16 protein-coding genes are annotated in these 19427 nt (G+C 58.1%); 7 read left to right on the top strand and 9 right to left on the bottom strand.

The window, feature by feature from the left end; all coding sequences use genetic code 11:
• Window positions 1-1035: an endolytic transglycosylase MltG gene (gene mltG, locus PK28_RS13980; RefSeq protein WP_197070420.1), complete on the bottom strand. Its 1035-nt coding sequence runs from the start codon at window positions 1033-1035 to the stop codon at window positions 1-3.
• Between the two features lie 62 nt (window positions 1036-1097).
• Complete coding sequence (locus PK28_RS13975; protein ID WP_044514828.1) at window positions 1098-2582, bottom strand: helix-turn-helix domain-containing protein; 1485 nt, start codon at window positions 2580-2582, stop codon at window positions 1098-1100.
• A gap of 209 nt (window positions 2583-2791) precedes the next feature.
• On the opposite strand from PK28_RS13975, the gene aceB reads away from it, so the two are divergent.
• Window positions 2792-4423: a malate synthase A gene (aceB, locus tag PK28_RS13970; protein WP_044514825.1), complete on the top strand. Its 1632-nt coding sequence runs from the start codon at window positions 2792-2794 to the stop codon at window positions 4421-4423.
• 394 nt (window positions 4424-4817) lie between these two features.
• Window positions 4818-6098: an isocitrate lyase gene (gene aceA, locus PK28_RS13965; protein ID WP_044514823.1), complete on the top strand. Its 1281-nt coding sequence runs from the start codon at window positions 4818-4820 to the stop codon at window positions 6096-6098.
• 154 nt (window positions 6099-6252) lie between these two features.
• Here aceA and PK28_RS13960 read toward each other — a convergent pair whose 3' ends face one another.
• The gene (locus PK28_RS13960) at window positions 6253-7422 is read right to left on the bottom strand and encodes a ribonuclease D (protein WP_048826065.1); all 1170 of its coding nucleotides are present in this window, start codon (window positions 7420-7422) and stop codon (window positions 6253-6255) included.
• A 203-nt stretch (window positions 7423-7625) separates the two neighbouring features.
• On the opposite strand from PK28_RS13960, the gene PK28_RS13955 reads away from it, so the two are divergent.
• Window positions 7626-10649 carry a SusC/RagA family TonB-linked outer membrane protein gene (locus tag PK28_RS13955; RefSeq protein WP_044514821.1) on the top strand — a complete coding sequence of 1008 codons (3024 nt, stop codon included), beginning with the start codon at window positions 7626-7628 and terminating at the stop codon, window positions 10647-10649.
• Between the two features lie 24 nt (window positions 10650-10673).
• Entirely contained in the window at window positions 10674-12125 is a 1452-nt protein-coding gene (locus PK28_RS13950) for a RagB/SusD family nutrient uptake outer membrane protein (RefSeq protein ID WP_044514820.1), read from the top strand.
• Window positions 12126-12205: 80 nt separating this feature from the next.
• Here the strand turns inward: PK28_RS13950 and PK28_RS13945 are convergent, their stop codons facing one another.
• Window positions 12206-13117, bottom strand: coding sequence for a prohibitin family protein (locus tag PK28_RS13945; RefSeq protein WP_044514818.1), 912 nt, complete (start codon window positions 13115-13117; stop codon window positions 12206-12208).
• Between the two features lie 106 nt (window positions 13118-13223).
• Window positions 13224-13706 carry a hypothetical protein gene (locus PK28_RS13940; RefSeq protein ID WP_044514817.1) on the bottom strand — a complete coding sequence of 161 codons (483 nt, stop codon included), beginning with the start codon at window positions 13704-13706 and terminating at the stop codon, window positions 13224-13226.
• Window positions 13707-13896: 190 nt separating this feature from the next.
• Here PK28_RS13940 and PK28_RS19580 point away from each other — a divergent pair, with 190 nt between their 5' ends.
• From PK28_RS19580 to PK28_RS13930, 3 genes are all read left to right on the top strand, one after another.
• Window positions 13897-14181, top strand: coding sequence for a hypothetical protein (locus tag PK28_RS19580; protein ID WP_044514815.1), 285 nt, complete (start codon window positions 13897-13899; stop codon window positions 14179-14181).
• Window positions 14182-14293: 112 nt separating this feature from the next.
• Window positions 14294-14461, top strand: coding sequence for a hypothetical protein (locus tag PK28_RS20990; RefSeq protein ID WP_231576171.1), 168 nt, complete (start codon window positions 14294-14296; stop codon window positions 14459-14461).
• Window positions 14446-16851 (top strand): M14 family metallopeptidase, encoded by a 2406-nt coding sequence (locus tag PK28_RS13930; protein WP_231576170.1) that lies wholly within the window; start codon window positions 14446-14448, stop codon window positions 16849-16851. Before PK28_RS20990 ends, PK28_RS13930 begins: the two co-directional genes overlap by 16 nt.
• 71 nt (window positions 16852-16922) lie before the next feature.
• On the opposite strand, the gene PK28_RS13925 is transcribed toward PK28_RS13930, so the two are convergent.
• The 4 genes from PK28_RS13925 to PK28_RS13915 all read right to left on the bottom strand — a co-directional run bounded on the left by PK28_RS13925 (window position 16923) and on the right by PK28_RS13915 (window position 19422).
• The gene (locus tag PK28_RS13925) at window positions 16923-17288 is read right to left on the bottom strand and encodes a hypothetical protein (RefSeq protein WP_044514814.1); all 366 of its coding nucleotides are present in this window, start codon (window positions 17286-17288) and stop codon (window positions 16923-16925) included.
• A 94-nt stretch (window positions 17289-17382) separates the two neighbouring features.
• A complete protein-coding gene (locus tag PK28_RS13920; RefSeq protein WP_044514813.1) occupies window positions 17383-18609 on the bottom strand; it encodes an S-adenosylmethionine:tRNA ribosyltransferase-isomerase in 1227 nt (408 codons plus the stop codon).
• 37 nt (window positions 18610-18646) lie between these two features.
• Window positions 18647-18859 (bottom strand): hypothetical protein, encoded by a 213-nt coding sequence (locus tag PK28_RS20985; protein WP_231576169.1) that lies wholly within the window; start codon window positions 18857-18859, stop codon window positions 18647-18649.
• Window positions 18856-19422, bottom strand: a complete 567-nt coding sequence (locus PK28_RS13915; RefSeq protein WP_231576168.1) for a class I SAM-dependent methyltransferase — start codon at window positions 19420-19422, stop codon at window positions 18856-18858. Before PK28_RS13915 ends, PK28_RS20985 begins: the two co-directional genes overlap by 4 nt.
• Window positions 19423-19427 lie beyond the last annotated feature (5 nt).

The following is a 19427-nucleotide window of genomic DNA, read 5'->3' as shown; positions in this document are numbered from 1 at the left end:
TTAGCGCAGAATACGGAGGCTATCCAGCATGTGCTGGTAGCGGCGGGCGTTGTACTTATGCTGCCCAAAGGTTTCGGCGAAGTCGGAAAAGCCGCTGCGGTCGGGGCGGGCGCAGAAGAACAGGTAGCGGTGGGCAGCCGGCTGCAGCACGGCATCCAAGCTCTGGCGGTTGGCAGAGGTAATGGGGCCAGGTGGCAGACCTTTGTGCTTGTAGGTGTTGTAGGGCGAGTCTACCAGCTTATCCTTGTTCAGGACGCGCTTCACACCAAAATTGCCAATGGCCCAGAGCAGGGTAGGGTCGGCCTGCAGGCGCATACCGCGGCGCAGGCGGTTGAGATACACCCCGGCAATAACGGGTTTGTCTTCCTTCTTAGCGGTTTCGCGCTGCACAATGCTGGCCAGCACGTGCACCTGCGCCGGGGAGAGGCCCAGCGAATCGGCCTGCTGCTGGCGGCGGGGCGTCCAGAACCGCCGGTGCGTGGCGGCGGCTGAATCCAGAAACTGCCGGGCCAAGGTATTCCAGACCAGCCGGTAGCTGCCGGGCAGAAACAGGGTTAAGATAGTAGTAGTATCGAGCTGATAGGTGCGCTGCAAAAACGCATTATCGGCCAGCAAAAGGCGCAGGCTGGCGGAGTCGGCTTCCAGCTGGCGGCTGATCTGGCGGGCCAGATGGGGCTTATATTTGAACGCATTGAGCTCGAACTCCAGCGTATCCTGGTGGCCGCTGAGCAGCATATCGAGCAGCTTCTTATTGCTTAGCTCCGGCGTGAGCAGGTAGCGCCCCGGCCGTACCTGCACCGGGTAGCCCCGCCGCACGGCCAGCCACCGAAACGTAGCAGTATCCTGTAGCAGGTCCTGCCGGGCCAGGGTATCCATTACCTCCCGAAACGTAGCGCCGGTGCGGATAAACAGGTAAGCCGGACCCTCCGCTGAAGGCTTTACGTTTGGCTGCCACCACACGCGCCAGCCTTGGTAGCCCGCCCAGCTACCGGCCAGCAGCGCGAAAGCCAGCACCACCCAACCCAAACGTCTCAAAAAAGCCCTCAATACCTCAACTGTTACCTGTTACCAGGCTATAAAGATAAGCCGAAGTCTGCTTAGCCGGCGTTTACCAGGTTGGAAATGGCCTCGCGCAACTGCTCGCGCCGTTCGCGCCGCTCTACCTCCACTGGCGGAGCCGCCCGCACTTCGCAGTCCGGAATCTGGCACCGCTCGCAGGTTTCGTTTACGCGCTTCTGCACAATGGCCGGGTCATCCAGGAACCGGACTTTATTGCGCAGGTTATCGTCGCAGAGCAAACCTACCGTTACGCTCACGGCGGGTTCTACGGCCGTGCCGGCGCGGGCCAGCGTGAGGCACAGGTACTCGTCCTCGTTGGGGTAGCGGGAGCGTTGGGCTCCAATGCTGAAGGCGGGCGCCTGGCGCAGGGCCACGCTCCGGCATTCATGAATGAGGCGCAGGGAAATCCAGCGGCGGCAGTAGTGCTCGTGCAGCTCGTTGCCGTGGGGGTTGTGCAGGCGGGAGAGGTGCAGCTCCTTGGTCAGCACATAAGGCGCATTGGCCTTGGCTTGGTCGAAACGCAGGAAAAACAGGCTTTGCAGCCCAAAATGGCGGGGCAGCAGGTTGGTGATGCGCTGCATGAACATCTCCGGCGACACCCCATACTTGGTAAGCAAATCCAGCAGGCGGTTGGGGTCCCAGTGGTCGGCGGCAAAAAACTGCTGCACGTCGCGCACCAGGCTGTCTTCCTCCATCAACAGGGCGCTGGCAAAATAAGATGCCTTAAAGTTGTTCAGCACTTCATCAAAAGAGCGCACCAGAAAGTTGGCATTCACGTTGGGCCGCTCCTTCAGGCTGAGGTAGTTGAAAGCCACCTCCCGGCCCAGCACAAACGACTCCTGGGCCCGCGTGAGGCCGGGGCGCAGCAACAGGCGGCTCAGCTTGGGCTGATACACCGAGCGCAGGCGGCCCAAAGAGCCATAATCGCCCAGGGTGGTGCGGTCAATGGTATAGCCGTATTTCTCCACCAGCACGCGCTCCAGCTGGGTGGTATCAAAGGGCGCAACAGAGCTTAGCTGCTCTTCTACAATGAAGGTGCGCACGTCCTGCTCCAGCTCTTCAAAGTAGTTGTCGTGCATTTCCTGGTAGGAGCGCAGCGCGGCCAGGAAAAAGTTTTCCTGGCGCAGCTCGTAGTTGCGGGCTATTTCGAAGAGCGTGCTGATGAAGGCATTCATCTTGGCCGGCGCATCGGCAATGAGCTCCACAATGCGAATGGGCTCCAGCCCGAACATCTCCAGCGGAAACTCCTTCAGCACATCAGACTGCAGGAGTTGGGAAATGGGCTCCAGGCGGCGGCTTAGCGTAAGCGAGGTCAGCTGATCGTAGCTCACGCCCAGCACCTTGCTCATGCTGAGAATCTTATCCGCCTTAGGGTACTTCTTGCCCTTCTCAATCTCATTGAGGTACGACACGGAAACGTCGCAGGCCCGGGCCAGCTCGGCGGGGGTAAAGCCGCGTTCCTGACGCAGCTCGCGCAGTTTAAGACCAAAAATCAGGCGAACAACCTGGCCGTGACTAAGCATAGGCGAAAGAAAGAGGAGCAGAAGTACGGAGGACTAGCCTGCAAGTAACACGGATTTTAGAACACCGTCTCAGCCTAGCACCTAATAACCCTCAAAATTAACAGGATTTAGCGATTCAATATAATTAGCGAATATTCGCTTGTTTGTAAAAATTCGCTTTCGTATGTTTGGTCAGTTCCTCAACTGTCTCACTTTCAAACTCCCCGCATATGTCGCCCTTTGCTGAACCCCAGACAGTAGCACCCGAGTCTGTTTACCTTACGCCGGAGCGCGTACGGGTAACCGGAGCCTTCAAGCCGGAGTATGCGGCCATCCTCACGCCCTCGGCGCTGGCCTTTGTGGCCGAGCTGCACCGACGTTTCGACCCCACGCGCCAGCATTTGCTGGCCCGCCGGGAAGCGCGGCAGCTGGAGTTTGAGGCCGGCAAGCTGCCCGACTTTCTCCCGGAAACCCGCCTGATCCGGGAAAAGCCCTGGACGGTAGCGCCCATTCCGGACGATTTGCAGGACCGCCGCGTGGAAATTACCGGCCCCGTAGACCGGAAAATGATGATCAACGCCCTGAACTCCGGCGCCAAGGTGTTTATGGCTGATCTGGAAGATTCCAACGCGCCCACCTGGGAGAATGTAGTGGAAGGCCAGCGCAACCTGCGCGACGCCGTGCGCCGTACCATTAGCCTGAGCACGCCGGCTAAAGAGTACAAGCTGAATGAGGAAACCGCCACCCTGGTAGTGCGCCCCCGCGGCTGGCACCTGGTAGAAAAACACGTGCTGGTAGACGGTGAGCCCATTTGCGCCTCTTTGTTCGATTTCGGCCTGTACTACTTCCATAATGCCCACGAACTGTGCGCCCGCGGCAGCGCCCCATATTTCTACCTGCCCAAAATTGAAAATCACCTGGAAGCACGCCTGTGGAATGATGTGTTCGGGTTTGCGCAATGGTCGTTGAAGCTGCCTAAGTGCAGCATTAAGGCTACCGTGCTGATTGAAACACTGCCCGCCGCTTTCGAGCTGAACGAAATCCTGTATGAGCTGCGCGAGCACAGCGCCGGCCTCAACTGCGGCCGCTGGGACTATATCTTTTCCTACATCAAGCGGCTGGGCTTGAAGCCCGAATTCCGCCTGCCCGACCGTGCCCAGGTAACCATGGCGGTGCCTTTTATGGCCGCCTACTCGCAGCTGGTTATCCAGACCTGCCACCGCCGCGGGGTGCACGCCATCGGCGGCATGGCGGCCCAAATTCCCATCAAAAACAACCCCGAGGCTAACGAAGCAGCCCTGGAGAAAGTACGCCTGGATAAAGTGCGCGAGGCCAAAAACGGCCACGATGGCACCTGGGTAGCACACCCTGGGCTGGTACCGGTGGCCCTGGATGTGTTTAATGAGCTGATGCCCGGCCCCAACCAGATTGACAACAAGCGCGAAGACGTGCAGGTAACAGCCGCCGACCTGGTGCAGGCCCCCGAAGGCACCATCACGGAAGAAGGCCTGAAGCTGAACATCGACGTAGCCATTCAGTACATTGAGTCCTGGCTGCGGGGCAACGGCTGCGTGCCGATATATAACCTGATGGAAGACGCCGCCACCGCCGAAATAAGCCGGGCGCAGGTGTGGCAGTGGGTGCACACGCCCGGTACCACGCTCACCGATGGCCGCGCCGTAACCCTGGATCTGTACCGCTCCCTGGTGCCGGGTCAGCTGGAGAAAATTAAAGCACTGGTAGGAGAGGAGCAGTTTGAGAAAGGCCGCTACCTGGAAGCCGCCCGCCTGTTCGACCGGCTGGTAACCAGTGAAAAGTTTGTGGAATTTCTGACCATTCCCGCCTATGAGCAGCTGGCTTAAGTGCGTGAGAATTGATGAAAAACTCGTTTTAGTCATGTCGAGCTTATCGAGATATCTCGCATGCTGACGTTGCCCCACTATCTGTCATCCTGAGCTGGCGAAGGACCTTACCCTGGCTGCCCGACTCACGGAATAACTACTTGTTCCGGCGGGAGAAGGTCCTTCCTTCGTCAGGATGACAGCCGAAGCGGGTGAGATGTCGGGCTACCCCTCTGCAAGCCTGTTCAGCTAAACAACGACTTTACTGCCCCGCCCTGCGGGCACCCCTCCTTAAAAAGGAGGGGAACCAGGGTTCCAATTCCCCTTTTCGCTTTGCATAAAAAATGCCGCCCACGCGCCGGTCGGGCAGCGCCTTGCCTTTTCCTAACCCTTTTCATTCCCAACCCAACTCCCCATGAACAAGCAGGAACGCATTGCCGCCATTACCCAGGACTGGGCCCAGAATCCCCGCTGGAATGGCGTGAAACGCCCCTACACCGCCGAGGATGTAGTAAAGCTGCAGGGCTCCGTGAAGATTGAGTACTCGCTGGCCCGCCAGGGGGCAGAGCGCCTGTGGCAGCAGCTGCATACCCAACCCTACGTGGCCGGCTTAGGCGCCCTCACCGGCAACCAGGCCGTGCAGGAAGTACAGGCGGGACTTAATGCCATTTACCTGTCTGGCTGGCAGGTGGCCGCCGATGCCAACGGTGCCGGCCAGATGTACCCCGACCAAAGCCTGTACCCCGTAGACAGCGTGCCCAGCGTAGTGCGCCGCATCAACAACGCCCTGCTCCGCGCCGACCAGATTCAGAACCTTTCCGGTGATGGGGACGTGCACTGGATGGTGCCTATTGTGGCCGATGCCGAAGCCGGTTTTGGCGGCAACCTGAATGCGTTTGAGTTGATGAAGATGATGATTGAGGCCGGGGCCGCCGGCGTGCATTTTGAGGATCAATTGTCATCGGCCAAGAAGTGCGGCCACCTGGGCGGCAAGGTACTGGTGCCCACCCAGGAAGCCGTGCAGAAGCTGGTAGCCGCCCGCCTGGCCGCCGATGTGTTGGGCGTGCCCACCCTCATTGTGGCCCGCACCGATGCCGATGCCGCCGACCTGCTCACGGCTGATGTAGACCCCCGTGACAAGCCTTTCGTGCTGCAGGAGGCGGAGCGCACCAGCGAAGGTTTCTACCGGGTGCGCTGCGGCGTGGAAGCCTGCATTGCCCGCGGCCTGGCCTATGCCCCCTACGCCGACCTGATCTGGATGGAAACCTCGCACCCCGATCTGGAACAGGCCCGGCAGTTCGCCGAAGGCATTCATGCCCAATACCCCGGCAAACTGCTGGCCTACAACTGCTCGCCATCCTTCAACTGGGCTTCTCGGCTAAGTGTGGAACAGATGGAGACGTTCCGGGAAGAGCTGGCGGCGCTGGGCTATAAATTCCAGTTCATTACGTTGGCCGGTTTCCACGCCCTCAATACCAGTATGTTTGAGCTAGCGCAGGCGTACCGGGAGCGGGGCATGGCCGGCTACTCCGAGCTGCAGGAGCGGGAATTTGCTCTGCAGAAGCACGGCTTCAAAGCCGTAAAGCATCAGGCTTTCGTAGGCACTGGTTATTTCGATGCGGTGCAGAATGTGGTTTCCGCTGGCAAAAACAGCACGGCGGCTTTAGTAGGCAGCACAGAAGCTGCTCAGTTCTAAGCCACGGATTTTGTGAGTGAATGGGCGTTGTTCTCCCACTTAAGGAACACACGCACACAACAAAAAAGCCTCGCAATCTGCGAGGCTTTTTTGTTGTGTTGACCCGGAGTTGAAACATCAGTTTAATCCGTTCAACAGCCGTTCAATCGGTGGTCTAGAAGGGCAGCGCCACCAGGTCGTAGTCCAGGTTGTGGCGCTGGGCGGTTTCGCGCAGAATGGTTTTCTGCCAGGGCCGCAGCACGTGCTCCGCACCCAGCTCCACTATGTCGGCTACCAGGCGGTTGGAGAGCACCAGATTGGCCACGTAGCTGTTTACGTCTTCCGTAATGTGGTTCTTCAGTTGAAGAAGCAGCTGCTCGCGGGCATCGGCGCGGGCTGCTTTTTCCCCGTTGAGACGGCGGCGGAAAGGAAACCGGCGGCCCTCGGCGCTGGGCGCCGGCTCGGGCGTGGGCACAAAGTTGTGGGGCGAAAGGGCCGACAGGCGCTCCAGATAGGGCGCCCGCTTCAGATCCGGGTGCAGGCCGCGGGCCGATTTCCAGTCACTCTCACTGCGCGGGGTGTCGCGCACCAGCTCGGCCAGCCGGTCGTTGGCGAAAACCATGTAGGGCGGGCGGTCCAGCTGCCGGGCCATCTGGTCGCGCACCAGGTACAAGTCGCGGAAGAGCGGCATTTCATCGGGCTGAATGCGGTATTTGCCCGCCACGCGCAGGTACGGCCGCTCGTCGCGGGTGTAGCGCACTTCTTCCAGCGCGGCGTTTTCCTGGGCTGCCCAGTGCGTGCGGCCCAGGGCAGCCAGCTTGGCGGCCAGGCGGTCGGCCAGCTCAAACAGGTAGATGACATCATTGGCGGCGTACTCTTTCTGCGCCTCGGTAAGTGGGCGCTTCAGCCAGTTCGATTTCTGCTCGCCTTTGTCTACTTCCAGGCCCAGCTCAGCCTGAATCAGGCGGCCCAGCGAAATGTTGTTGTCGGCCTCGGCCAGCAGGGTATACTGCACGCTGGTGTCGGTGATGTTGCGAACATGCACGCTGTAGAGTTCATCCAGCAGCAAAATATCCGACTTGCAGCTATGGAATACCTTTTCCACGGCCGGGTCGCGCAGAATGGCCCAGAGGGGCTCCAGCTCGTGGCCCGGGTTAGTGAGCGGTAGCGGGTCAATCAGGTAAACGGTTTGGCCGTCAAAAATCTGAATCAGGGCCAGGTTGCGGCCGTAGCGGTGGCGCATATCATCGAATTCCAGATCGATGCCAATGCGCGTGCACGTTTGAAGCGCCTCGGCGGCGCGCTGAATGGCCACGTGGGCCGTGAGGTACTGAATCTGTGGCATAAAGCTAAGTTGCTGCAAATAAACAGGGTTTTTTGCTGTGCATTCTGATTCTTGTCTGCATCAGCAAAATAGGCAGTCAAAGTCCTAAACACTGTTGAAATCCTGCATAATTGTTTAGTATTGCCAAACGCATTAGGGAAGGGCATTTTTAAACTGTTCTAACCAGGTTTTTCTCACTTAATCAGGCCGTGAGGTCATTTACCATGAAACACAGACTACTCCTTACCCTGGTGCTCTATTTGGTGCTGGGGGTGGCAGCCTGGGCACAAACCCGTTCCGTAAGCGGGCGGGTTACGGCCGCAGGTGATGGATCAGGGCTACCTGGTGTAACCGTGCTGGAGCGCGGCACCACCAATGGCACCAGCACCGATGCCAGCGGCAATTTCACGCTGACCGTGCAGGAAAACGCCAGCCTGGTATTCAGCTCCATTGGCTATACTGCGCAAACTGTGGCAGTGGCCGGGCAAAGCAACATAACGGTGCGCCTGCAGTCCAACGAAACGCTCTTGGGCGAAACCGTGGTTATCGGCTACGGCTCACAAGCCAAGCGGGAACTCACGGGCTCTGTTACCCAGCTCAGCAGCAAAGAGGTAGAAAACGTGCCCACCGTTAGCTTTGAGCAGGCCATTCAGGGCCGCACGCCGGGCGTGCAAATCAACCAGGGCTCGGGCAAGCTGGGTGCCGGCGTGCAGATCCGCGTACGCGGCTCATCGTCGGTAACGGCCTCTAACCAGCCGCTGTATGTAATTGATGGTATTCCGGTAACCTCCCAGGATGTAGGCTCCGCCAACTCGGAGCCCATTAACCCGATGGCCGACCTGAACCCGAACGACATCGAGAGCATCACTATTCTGAAAGATGCCGCCGCCTCGGCCATTTATGGCTCGCGCGCATCCAACGGCGTTATTCTGGTAACTACCAAAAAAGGCCGCGCCGGCGAAACCCGCGTAAATGTGGGCGCCTATTATGGCCGCAGCGAAGCTACCCGGATCCGGAAATTCCTGAATGCTGATCAGTATAAGGAACTCTTCTCGGAGGCCATTCTGAACTCCGCCAAGAACCCCGATGGCTACATCAACTTTTACTATGGCGAAGACCCGGATTTGGCGGAAGTATTTTCAGAAGAAGGTGGTCTGGATCTGAACTCCACGGAAAACACCCGCTGGGGCGACCTAGCTTTCCGGAAAGGAAGTGTACAGCAGTACGATGCCAACGTATCGGGTGGTGATGCCAAAACCCGCTTTTTCATCAGCACCACCTTCAACGACCAGACGGGTATTATTATCCGCAACCGCTACCGTCGGGGCTCTATCCGCACCAACTTCGACCACTCCATTTCGGATAAACTGAAGCTGGGCCTGAACCTGTCCTTCACCCGTTCCGTGAACGACCGGGTATCCGATGATAATGCCTTTTCAAACCCCGTACAGCTGAACGCCTTGCCGCCAATTCAGGCACAATATGACGCTAACGATCCAACGGGGCTGAACCGGAATACTTTGTATTACAATGGCTTGGTAGACGTGGATAACGCCTCTAACCGGGCCGGCACCTACCGTTCTTTTAGCACGGCTACCCTGGGCTATGAGCCCATTAAAGGGCTGATGCTGCGCACCGAAAACGGTGTTGACTTCCTGAACCTGAACGAGAGCCTCTACTACGGCAGCCTCACCGAAGACGGCGCCCCAACGGGCTATGGTTACCAAAACCAGCTACAGGGTACCAACTTCACCTCCAACAACACGGCTACCTGGCTGAAAACCTTTAACGAGGTTCATAACCTGGAAGTGCTGGCTGGTATCTCTTATCAGCGCTACAACGAGCAGTCTAACTCCTCTCAGGGGCAGGGCTTCCCGAACGATCAGTTCAAGAAAATTGCCTCGGCTGCCCGTATCACGGGTGCCAGCAGCTCCGGTAACGGCTACAGCTTCCTGTCTTACCTGGCTCGTTTCAACTACACGTTCCGCAATAAGTACCTGGTTTCGGCCAGCGTGCGTACAGACGGCTCCTCGCGCTTCAGCGAAAATAACCGCTACGGTACCTTCCCGGCCGGCTCTATTGGCTGGGTAATTACAGAAGAGGATTTCCTGAGCCAGAATGGCATTTTAAACTTCCTGAAGCTGCGTGCCAGCTACGGCCTCACGGGTAACGCCGAGATTGGCAACTTCGCCTTCCGGCGCCTGTACTCGGCTATTCCTTACGCCGACGTAGCGGGCATTCAGCCTACGGGCCTGGGTAACCCTGATCTGACTTGGGAAAATACGGCTCAGGCCGACTTGGGTCTGGAATTCGGCTTCCTCGATAACCGCATCTCCGGTGAGGTAGACGTGTACGAGAAAAAGACCACCGACCTGCTCCTGAACCTGCAGCTGCCCTACACCGGTGGTTACCCATCGGTAACCCGGAACGTAGGTTCGTTGCAGAACCGCGGCATAGAATTTAGCCTGAACACGCGCAACATTGATGGCGAATTCAAGTGGTCTACCAACTTCAACATCTCGGCTAACCGGAACAAAATTACCGAGCTGCCCGGTGGCGAAATCATCTCTGGCGGCCGTAACCTGGGCCGCGTGCGGGAGGGTGAACCAATTGGTGTATTCTGGGGCGTGAAATACGCCGGCGTAGACCCCGAGAATGGCGATGCGCTGTACTATGCTGAAGATGGCACGAAAACCAACGATTATGGTTCCGCAGCCTCGCAAAAACTAGGTGATCCTAACCCAAAGTTCACGGGTGGTTTAACTAACTCCTTCAGCTTTAAGGGCGTTGACCTGAGCATTCTGAACCAGTTCACCTACGGCAACGACATCTACAACATTGGTGGGGTGTTCCAGTCAGTAAACGGTGACTACTTCGATAACCAGACGGTGGACCAGCTAAAGCGTTGGCAGAAGCCCGGTGACATCACCAATGTGCCCCGCGCCAGCTTTGCTGATGGCAACGGCACGGCTCCTTCCTCTCGCTGGATTTCGGATGGCTCGTTCTTCCGCTTCAAAAACGTAACGCTGGGCTATACCATTCCGGCCGAAATTGCCAAGCGTGGCTTCATGAAGTCGGCGCGGGTGTATGTAACGGGTCAGAACCTGATTACTATCACTAACTACGATGGCTACGACCCCGAAGTAAACACCACTACGTTTGGCCGCCCCAGCTACCTGCTCGGCCACGATTTCTACACCCCACCACTGGCTAAAACCTGGCTGGTAGGTGTGAATGTGGGCTTCTAATTTCTCTAAACTCTGATTTTCGCCATGAAATATACATTGTTACGTCGCTCAGCCGCCTCGCTAGCCTTCCTGCTCACGCTGGGGCTCACGAGCTGCGACAAGCAGCTGGACATTACGCCGCAGCAATCCGTAGATGCTGCTACGGCTCTCAGCACCCCACAAGGGGTAGAAAGTGCCATTATTGGGGCCTATGCGCGGCTGGATTTGCCTCAGTCTTATGGGACCAACCTGGTTTTGCTGCCAGATTTGCTCGGGTCAGATCCGGGGTATCTCACCTGGCAGGGTACTTTCCAGAGCTACCGGGAGGTGACTACCAAAAACATGACTTCTATTAACGTAGAAGCCGACCGGACCTGGAACCAGAACTACCAGACCATCAACCTGGCTAACCTAGTGCTGGAAGCTGCGCCGGTGGTAACGGATGAAGCGCAACGGAGCCTGATTGAAGGCGAAGCCCACATGATTCGGGGTATGCTGTTTTTCGATTTGGTGCGCCTCTTCGCGCAGCCGTATCGGACGACTGGCCCGTTCTCCAATACTGCGGACGGTGTGCCGGACCCTGCCAGCACACCTGGTATTCCACTTACCCTCACGGCCAACAAAACAGAAGAGCAGGCCAGCGTAAAGCTGACGCGCGCCAGCGTAGCTGATGTGTACACGCAGGTAATAGCTGATCTGACTACGGCCATGGATATGCTGCCGGACCCCAACGAGGGCACCGACGTGCGCCGCTTTGATTTGTATGACGCCAAGGCTATGCTGGCCCGCGTTTACCTACAGCAAGGGGAGTATGCCAAAGCCTTGGAAATGGCTGATGACGTTATTCAAAACAGCGGTGCTTCGCTGAACGCCTCCGTTATTTCCACCTTCACTAACAAGAACTCTTCCGAAGTACTGTTTGAAATTCAGCAGAACGACCAGAACAATGCTGGGGCTTCTAACGACGGCCTGGCTACGTTCTACTCCAGCAACATCCGGGGCTTTGGTGGCCGGGGTGATGTACGGGTATTGGAAGCCTTTGCAGCTAAGTATGAGGAAGGTGACCAGCGTGGTGCTGCCGACCAAATTGGTGCCGCTCTTATCTACACTGGTGATGGTCGTCGGGCCGGGCGTCTGCGCTCTTATAAGTGGAATACATCTTCGCAGAACATTCCCATTCTTCGTCTGAGCGAGATGTACCTAATTCGCGCTGAGGCTAACTATCGTCTGAACTCACAGGTAGGGGCTACGCCACTGGAGGATATCAATACCCTGCGCAGCCGGGCCAAGGCGCCGCTACTGGCTTCCGTTACGCTAGCTAGCATCCTGAATGAGCGTGACCTGGAGCTGGCTTTCGAAGGCTTCCGTTTACATGATTACAAGCGTACCGGCCGTTCTATTGGTGACTTCACTGCATCCAGCCCTGAACTGGTAATGCCTATTCCGCAGTACGAAATTAACCTGGGTAATGCCCTGCCCCAGAACGAAGGCTATTAATAAACCAGCCTGACTAGCTGTAAAAAAGCCGCTCCGATGTTCGGAGCGGCTTTTTGCTTTGTGTTGAATTGGTAAAGAACTTATTTATCAGAAAGCAGCAGCTGGGGAGAAGCGCTGCGGCCGCTGCCCATGATAATAACCTTACTATTAGGCGAGGTAGCTATTTCTTTGTTGGCCTTAATCATTTCGTACTGCAGGAGCTTGTCGCTGAGCTGGTTGCTGAGGATCTTCTGGTAGTCGGCAATGCCCTGGGCCTCTACGCGCTTCCGCTCGGCTTCCTGCCGCTCTTTCTGGAGCACAAACTGCATCTTCTGGGCGTCCTGCTCGGCGGAAATCTTGCTTTCAATGCTGGCTTTTACCGAAGAAGGCAACTGAATATTGCGGATCAGGAGCTGGTCCAGCTGCAGACCGTTTCTTCGGAAATCAGTTTCGATGGTCTTGTAGATGCGGTTCTGGAACTCGTCGCGGCGGGTGGAGTACAACGCCACGGCATCGTAGTACACGGCATTGTCGCGGATGCGGGTGCGGGCAATGGGCCGCACAATCTTGTTCTCGTAGTCGGTGCCGATGGTGGAGAGGATGCGCGGAGTTTCGGCCGGTATCACGTGGTATAAGGCCGTCAGGTCAATCACCACTTCCAGGCCATCGGCGGAAAGCACCCGTATGGCATCGTCGCCCTGCTGCTGCCCTTCCTCGTGCAGCGCCGACATGGTGTAGTTTTGGGTCCGGGTATCGAACCGGGTGACTTCTACCAACGGGTTAACCAGGTTGAGGCCGCTGGTGAGAATGCGCGGCTGCACCTTCCCAAAGAGCGTTTGCACGCCCACATTGCCGGCTTCTATCTGCACAATGGTGCTGAGGGCCAGCCCCAGCACGGCCAGCAAAATCCCGCCAAAAATCAGCAGACCCCGAAACCGCTCAAAGGCAAAAGAGATTTTAGCGGCATTCAGCCCCAGAATCAGCAGCACCACTCCCAGAAAGACAAGCGTCATAACCGTAACCGTAAGAGGCTATAAGTCAGCCCGGCAGATTTGCCAGCCCGAAAACGCCGAAAAGGTAGTGGTTTGCTGCTAATCTGAAGCAGGAGAGGCCGCCGACTTATTCTTCGTCCTCGTCTTCGTCGTGGTGGTGGCTGAAGTCCAGCTCGGGCAGCAGGGCCAGGGCCTCGGCCATTACTTCATCCATGCGCTGTTTGGAGTCGGCATCCAGCGTCATTTCAAACAGCTGCAGCAGCAGCTCGCCTTCCTCATTCACATACAGGTTGGTGTAAAGCCGCTCAAAGGCCTTGGCATCGCGCGTAATAATGGCATCAATGTCGGTGGCGGAGCGGGCCCGCAGCGCGCGGTGCAGCACATCCAGCACGCGGCGGCTTTCCTCATGGTCGCCCAGCTCGGCCAGCAGTTTCATCAGGCTCATGGCCACGCCCAGGCGCACCCGCTCAAACCGGAACGCCTGGTCGGCTTTGGGGGCGTGCTCAAACGCGGCGTAGGCCGAGGTGTCGGGCTCCGTGAGGTAGCGGGCGGCATCGGCATCGGTGCGGAAGGCTTCGCGCAGCAGTTGTTCGTAGGCAAGAGCACTCATAAGCAAATATCGTAAAGCCGTAGCAGTCAGTAGAAAGTGGTGCCGCCAGCGCCAAACTTCCGCAGGAAATATGGGCGCCGTGTAACCTCCGCCCGCAAAGGTACGATTGCACAGATAAGGCCGAATGGTTCCTGCCACACCCGGGCATACGTAGTTCGGCGCTCTTTTACACATTTTAACCTGTTGAGGTATGACGACGCACAAAACAAAATGGTTGGTATTTGCTCCCTCGGGGCTTATTGTAATTGGTTTGGGTGCCTGCCTTATCCAGTGGGCCACGGAAATGAAGCAAAAAGGTGCGCCCACCGGTGAGTGGGTAGGGGCTGGCACCGTGGCGCTGGGCGTTTTTAATGCGGGCATTAGCCTTTTTGGGCGGGGCGTGGTAGAAAAGGTATTGCACGAGGTGCGGGAAAAAGGCCCCTCGGCTATCATCACGGAGCCTATTCCTCAGGCCGATGATGTTGTTTCGGCCTAAAAGCATTTAAGTAAGTCGGCAAAGCAATAGAAAGGTGTGGGTTTGGCTTTGGGTTCTGATGGCGGGTTGTATTTTCGCTGATTCCTTTCCCGCTCACCCTTATCTGTTTCGCATGAAGATTAGCCGTTGGGCAGCGTGGCTGCCCCTGTTGCTTTGGCTGGTGCTGCCAGTTGCCGCTCAGGCCCAGCAGGCCGCTGGCCCGCTGCAAACGCCCGCGCAATTTCTGGGTACCCACTGGGCAGCCGCTTTACAACGCACGCCGATTTGCTGCGCTACGTAGACCACGTGGTGAAGGCCTCGGGGGGGCGCATGCAGCTGCAGCGCTACGGCGAAACCTATGAGCACCGCCCCCTGGAAGTAGTGCAGGTAGGCACCCCGGATAATATTGGTCGGCTGGAAGAAATCCGGCGCAACAACCTGCGCCTGGCCGGGCTGGAAACCGGCGCCGTGCAGCGCCAGCAGCCGGCCATTGTGTGGCTGAGCTACAACGTGCACGGCAACGAAGCGGTGTCGTCGGAAGCGGTGATGCTGGTGCTGTATGATCTGGCCAACCCCGGCAACGAGCAGGTGCAGAAGTGGCTGCAGAATGTAGTGGTGGTGGTAGACCCCTGCATTAACCCCGACGGGCGCGAGCGGTATGCGCAGTGGTACAACCGGGTACGTAGCCAGTCGCCGGACGCCTCGCCCTATTCCTGGGAACACCACGAGCCCTGGCCCGGTGGCCGCTACAACCATTATTATTTCGACCTGAACCGGGACTGGGCCTGGCAAACGCAGCAGGAAAGCCGCCAGCGCCTCACGCTCTACAACCAGTGGCTGCCCCAGGTGCATGCCGACTTCCACGAAATGGGGGTAGATGAGCCCTACTATTTCTCGCCGGCCGCCAAGCCTTTCCACGCCGATATTACCCCCTGGCAGCGCAACTTCCAGAACATCATCGGCGACTACAACCGCAAGGTGTTCGACCAGAACAACTGGCTGTACTTCACCCGCGAAACCTTTGACCTGTTTTACCCCAGCTACGGCGATACCTACCCGTCCTTCAACGGCGCTATTGGCATGACCTACGAGCAGGGCGGCTCGGGCAGGGCCGGCGTGCGCATTGCCAAGTCCGATGGGGATACGCTGACGCTGGAGCAGCGCATTTCGCACCACTATGCCACCAGCCTGGCCACCATTCAGGCCACCGCCGACCGCCACGAAGAGCTGGTAAAGAACTTTCAGCAATACTACGATGACGCCCGCACCAAGCCCAAAGGCGAGTACAAATCCTTTGTGCTGGCCGGTAACGGCGACCCAGGCCAGCTGAAGGCCCTCACCCAGTACCTGGACCGGCAGCAGATTCGCTACGGCTACGCGCCCAAGCGCGTTAAAACAAAAGGCTTCAACTACACCTCCGGCAAAACCGAAAACGTGCAGATTGAGCCCCGCGACGTGGTGGTGAGCATGTATCAGCCCAAATCTACGCTGGTGAAGGTGCTGTTTGAGCCGCAGCCCGCGCTGGAGGATTCTCTCACCTACGATATTACTTCCTGGGCCCTGCCGTATGCTTTCGGGCTGAAAGCCTACGCCGTAAAGCAGCGGATTGATAATTCGGGTACGCCCGCCGCAGCGGCCACGGTAAAGGGCACGGCTACGGCCGGCGCGGCGCCTTACGCCTATGTGGCCCGCTGGAATAACCTGCAGGATATCCGCTTCCTGAGCCGGCTGTTGCAGCAGAAAGTGAAAGTGCGCGTGGCCGCCCGGCCGTTTGAGGCCGAAGGGCAGAAATACGCCTCCGGTACGCTGGTTATCACGCGCAACGGCAATGAAGGCTTAGGTCCGAAATTCGACCAGCTGGTTCGCTCGCAGGCCGATTCCTCCGGCGTGGTGGTGCAGGCCGTTAGCTCTGGTTTTTCTACCAGCGGGGCTGATCTGGGCTCCGGCTACGTGCGGTTTGTCAACAAGCCCAACGTAGCCGTGCTGGCCGGTGACGGAGTGTCGCCCACGGCGTTTGGCGAGGTATGGCACTTCTTTGAGCAGCAGATTGGCTATCCGGTTACTGTTTTAGGGTCCGACTATCTTAGCAGTGTGCCGCTGGCTAAGTTTGATGTGCTGATTCTGCCCGATGGCAACTACGGCGACATTTTCCCCGAAAAAGGGCTCGAAAATCTGAAAGCCTGGGTGCGCGGCGGCGGCAAAATTATTGCCATGGAAGGCGCTGCCGCTTTCCTGGCCGGCAAAAAGGACTTCGACCTGAAAGTGAAGCCCGCCGATAGCGCCGGCACCAAAAAGAACGACCCCTACCGCCAGCTGCGCCGCTACGCCGACTCGGAGCGCGAGCAGCTGCAGGAATTGGTGCAGGGCAGCATCTTCCGGGTGCAGCTGGATAACACGCACCCGTTGGCCTTTGGCTACGGCAGCACCTACTATGCCCTCATTCGGGATACGGTAAACTACCAGTTCCTGGGCCAGGGCGGCTGGAACGTGGGGGTTCTGAAAAAGAACAACTATTCCTCCGGATTCACTGGCTCCAAAGCCCGCCGTAAACTCACGGATACGCTGGTGCTGGGCACGCAGGATATGGGCCGCGGCCAGGTAGTTTACCTGGCCGATAATCCCCTGTTCCGGGCCTTCTGGCAGGGTGGCAAGCTACTCTTTGGTAATGCCATTTTCTTTGTGGGCCAGTAATAAACGCCCGGCATAAAAAAGCCCCCGATACCATGTGGTATCGGGGGCTTTTTTATGTTTGATGAGGATGTTTAGTCTACTACATCTTTAGCGGTGTTTTTCACGGCTCTGCCGGCTTTCTTCGCGCCGTGGGCCGTTTTCTGAGCACCGCGCTTCGCTACGTGGCCGGTTTTGCGGGCGGCTTTTTTAGCGAACCGCGCCGATTTCTTGCTGGCGTCTTTTACATCGTCGCCGGTATTCTGAATTATCTCGCCGGCTTCGGTGCGGCCGGTGCGGGTTTCGGTTTCCATTTTCATGGTGCCGTTGTCGCGCACGTCCACCTCAGTAGTGGTTTTAGCACCCGTTACCGGGTCTTTGGTTTCGGTTTTGGTTTCTGTTTGCGCCGAGGCGGCCGTGGAAATGGCTGCAAATGCGAGCAGCAATACTATCTTTTTCATGGCTGAGTTCAGTTTAGGGATAATAATTCAGCCTTATACGGAAGAAGAGGAGAAGCACCCATAAAAGCGTAGAAAAATCCCCTGTAAACCCTACTTAAGGCAGCAGTAAGGAACTGTCGCCGTAGCTCAGAAACCGGTAATCATTACTTAGCGCATGCTCATATAGCTGGCGCCATTGGGGGCCTACCAACGCCGCAACCAGCAGCAGCAGGGTGCTTTCCGGCTGATGAAAGTTGGTGATAAGCCCCTGTGCAAGGCGGAAGCGGTAACCCGGCGCAATGAGCAGCTGCGTGGTAGCGTGCAGTACATCGGCGCCGGTTTTTTTCAGATAGTGCAGCAGCGCCTGCAGCGCCTCTGCGGCGGGTATTTCCGAGCCCGGCTCGTAGGGCTGCCACTGGCTCACGTGCAGGGGTGCATCAGCCGAGCTGGGGTCCTGGAGCAGCTGCACGCCCAGCCAGTAGAGGCTTTCCAGCGTGCGCAGGCTGGTGGTGCCTACGGCCAGCACCGGCCCCTTGCTATGCATCAGCAGCTGCCGCAGAAAAGCAGGCGTTACACTGATGGGTTCGGCATGCATGGGGTGCTCGGCCATCCGGTCGGCCTTCACGGGCTGAAAAGTGCCGGCACCTACGTGCAGCGTGACGTGCGCGGTTTCTATTCCCCGGGCCTGAAGCTCCTGTAGCACGGTTTCTGAAAAGTGCAGGCCGGCCGTAGGGGCTGCTACTGCGCCTTCCTGCGCGGCATACACCGTCTGGTAGCGCACGGCATCCACGTCCGTATCGGGGCGGTTGAGGTAGGGGGGCAGGGGCAGGTGGCCCGCGCCGCGCAGCACCTCGGCAAAAGGCAGCTCCGCTGGCTCCCAGCTAAACCGAATCAGGGAATAGCCATCGGCCACTTCCTGGCGCTCGGCCGTGAGGGTGGCGGGCTGACCCTGGGCCATAAACTCCAGCAGTACCGGGCCGCTTTTCCAGCGTTTGCCATTGCCCACCAGGCATTTCCACACGCAGGAACCGGTTTGCTGCATGGCCGGCTCAATAGCGCGGTGCGGGGCCACGGGCTCCAGGCAGAATAGCTCAATAATGCCGCCCGTAGGTTTGTGCGCAAACAGCCGGGCGCGCACCACTTTGGTATCGTTAAACACCAGCAAGGAGCCGGTGGGTACCTCCGTCGGCAGCTCGTAAAACCGACGGTCCGTCAGCTCACCCTCGCGGTACACCAATAGCCGCGACTGGTCGCGCTGGGGTAAAGGCTCCGGAGCTATGCGCTCAGGCGGGAGCTGGTAGGTAAAATCGTGGATGGAAAGCAGGCGCGGATTGGCATTCATAGCCGGCAAAGGTACGGCCAGCCGGCCGCAAAATGCGCTAGCGGGGCCGCCGGAAAATGAGCAGGTGCTGCTGGGGGAGCTTGTCGATATTCTCTACGAACTCCAGCCCGGCATCTTCCAGCTCCCGGCGGGCCTGCTCCATACTCATCTTATGAATGCGCTTGATGGGCACCTGTGGGTCCTCGGCCCGATATTCTACCAGCGCCACCCGGCCACCGGGTCGCAGGGCCTCGTGTACAGCCAGCATCATTTCGCGGGGTGGTCAAACTCGTGGTAAGCGTCCACCAGCAAAACCAGGTCTACGCTATTGGGCGGGAGGTTGGGGCTTTTGGTAGTGCCCAGAATAGGCTCCACGTTGGTCAGCTTGGTCCGGGCTTTGGTGCTCTCAATGGAGCGCAGCATTTCGGGTTGGATATCCACAGCCAAAACACGGCCTTGCGGCACCAGTGGGCTGATGCGGAAGGTAAAGAACCCGGTGCCGGCCCCTAAGTCGGCCACCACATCGGTTGGCTTTAGCTGCAGAGCCCCGAGCAGCAAATCGGTGCGCTCTTCCTCAGCCCGGTTGGGGCGCTCCAGCCAGTCAGACCCCTCATGGCCCATGACGTGCGCAATTTGCCGGCCGTGGTAGTATTTACTGATGCCATTGGGGTCCTGCGGCGGTTTGGTTTCATAGCCGGTACTATCTCTGGCGTGCGCATACGCGGCCACGGCCCGGCTTTCGGCGGGGGGCTGCGTGCAGGCAGGCGCTATTAACAAGGCGCCAAGGGCCAGCAGGTAATAACAGTACAGGAGATATGAGGTACTATGATGCATATAAA

Source organism: Hymenobacter sp. DG25B (assembly GCF_000801315.1).
In the GTDB taxonomy this organism is placed as follows: Bacteria; Bacteroidota; Bacteroidia; order Cytophagales; family Hymenobacteraceae; genus Hymenobacter.
This window is presented reverse-complemented; position numbering and strand designations above follow the sequence as displayed.

Bases quoted from the DNA above. Each gene is read 5' to 3' on its own strand.
- PK28_RS13975 (WP_044514828.1), bottom strand. From the start codon at position 2,582: ATGCTTAGTCACGGCCAGGTTGTTCGCCTGATTTTTGGTCTTAAACTG.
- aceB (WP_044514825.1), top strand. From the start codon at position 2,792: ATGTCGCCCTTTGCTGAACCCCAGACAGTAGCACCCGAGTCTGTTTAC.
- aceA (WP_044514823.1), top strand. From the start codon at position 4,818: ATGAACAAGCAGGAACGCATTGCCGCCATTACCCAGGACTGGGCCCAG.
- PK28_RS13960 (WP_048826065.1), bottom strand. From the start codon at position 7,422: ATGCCACAGATTCAGTACCTCACGGCCCACGTGGCCATTCAGCGCGCC.
- PK28_RS13955 (WP_044514821.1), top strand. From the start codon at position 7,626: ATGAAACACAGACTACTCCTTACCCTGGTGCTCTATTTGGTGCTGGGG.
- PK28_RS13950 (WP_044514820.1), top strand. From the start codon at position 10,674: ATGAAATATACATTGTTACGTCGCTCAGCCGCCTCGCTAGCCTTCCTG.
- PK28_RS13945 (WP_044514818.1), bottom strand. From the start codon at position 13,117: ATGACGCTTGTCTTTCTGGGAGTGGTGCTGCTGATTCTGGGGCTGAAT.
- PK28_RS13940 (WP_044514817.1), bottom strand. From the start codon at position 13,706: ATGAGTGCTCTTGCCTACGAACAACTGCTGCGCGAAGCCTTCCGCACC.
- PK28_RS19580 (WP_044514815.1), top strand. From the start codon at position 13,897: ATGACGACGCACAAAACAAAATGGTTGGTATTTGCTCCCTCGGGGCTT.
- PK28_RS20990 (WP_231576171.1), top strand. From the start codon at position 14,294: ATGAAGATTAGCCGTTGGGCAGCGTGGCTGCCCCTGTTGCTTTGGCTG.
- PK28_RS13925 (WP_044514814.1), bottom strand. From the start codon at position 17,288: ATGAAAAAGATAGTATTGCTGCTCGCATTTGCAGCCATTTCCACGGCC.
- PK28_RS13920 (WP_044514813.1), bottom strand. From the start codon at position 18,609: ATGAATGCCAATCCGCGCCTGCTTTCCATCCACGATTTTACCTACCAG.
- PK28_RS20985 (WP_231576169.1), bottom strand. From the start codon at position 18,859: ATGATGCTGGCTGTACACGAGGCCCTGCGACCCGGTGGCCGGGTGGCG.
- PK28_RS13915 (WP_231576168.1), bottom strand. From the start codon at position 19,422: ATGCATCATAGTACCTCATATCTCCTGTACTGTTATTACCTGCTGGCC.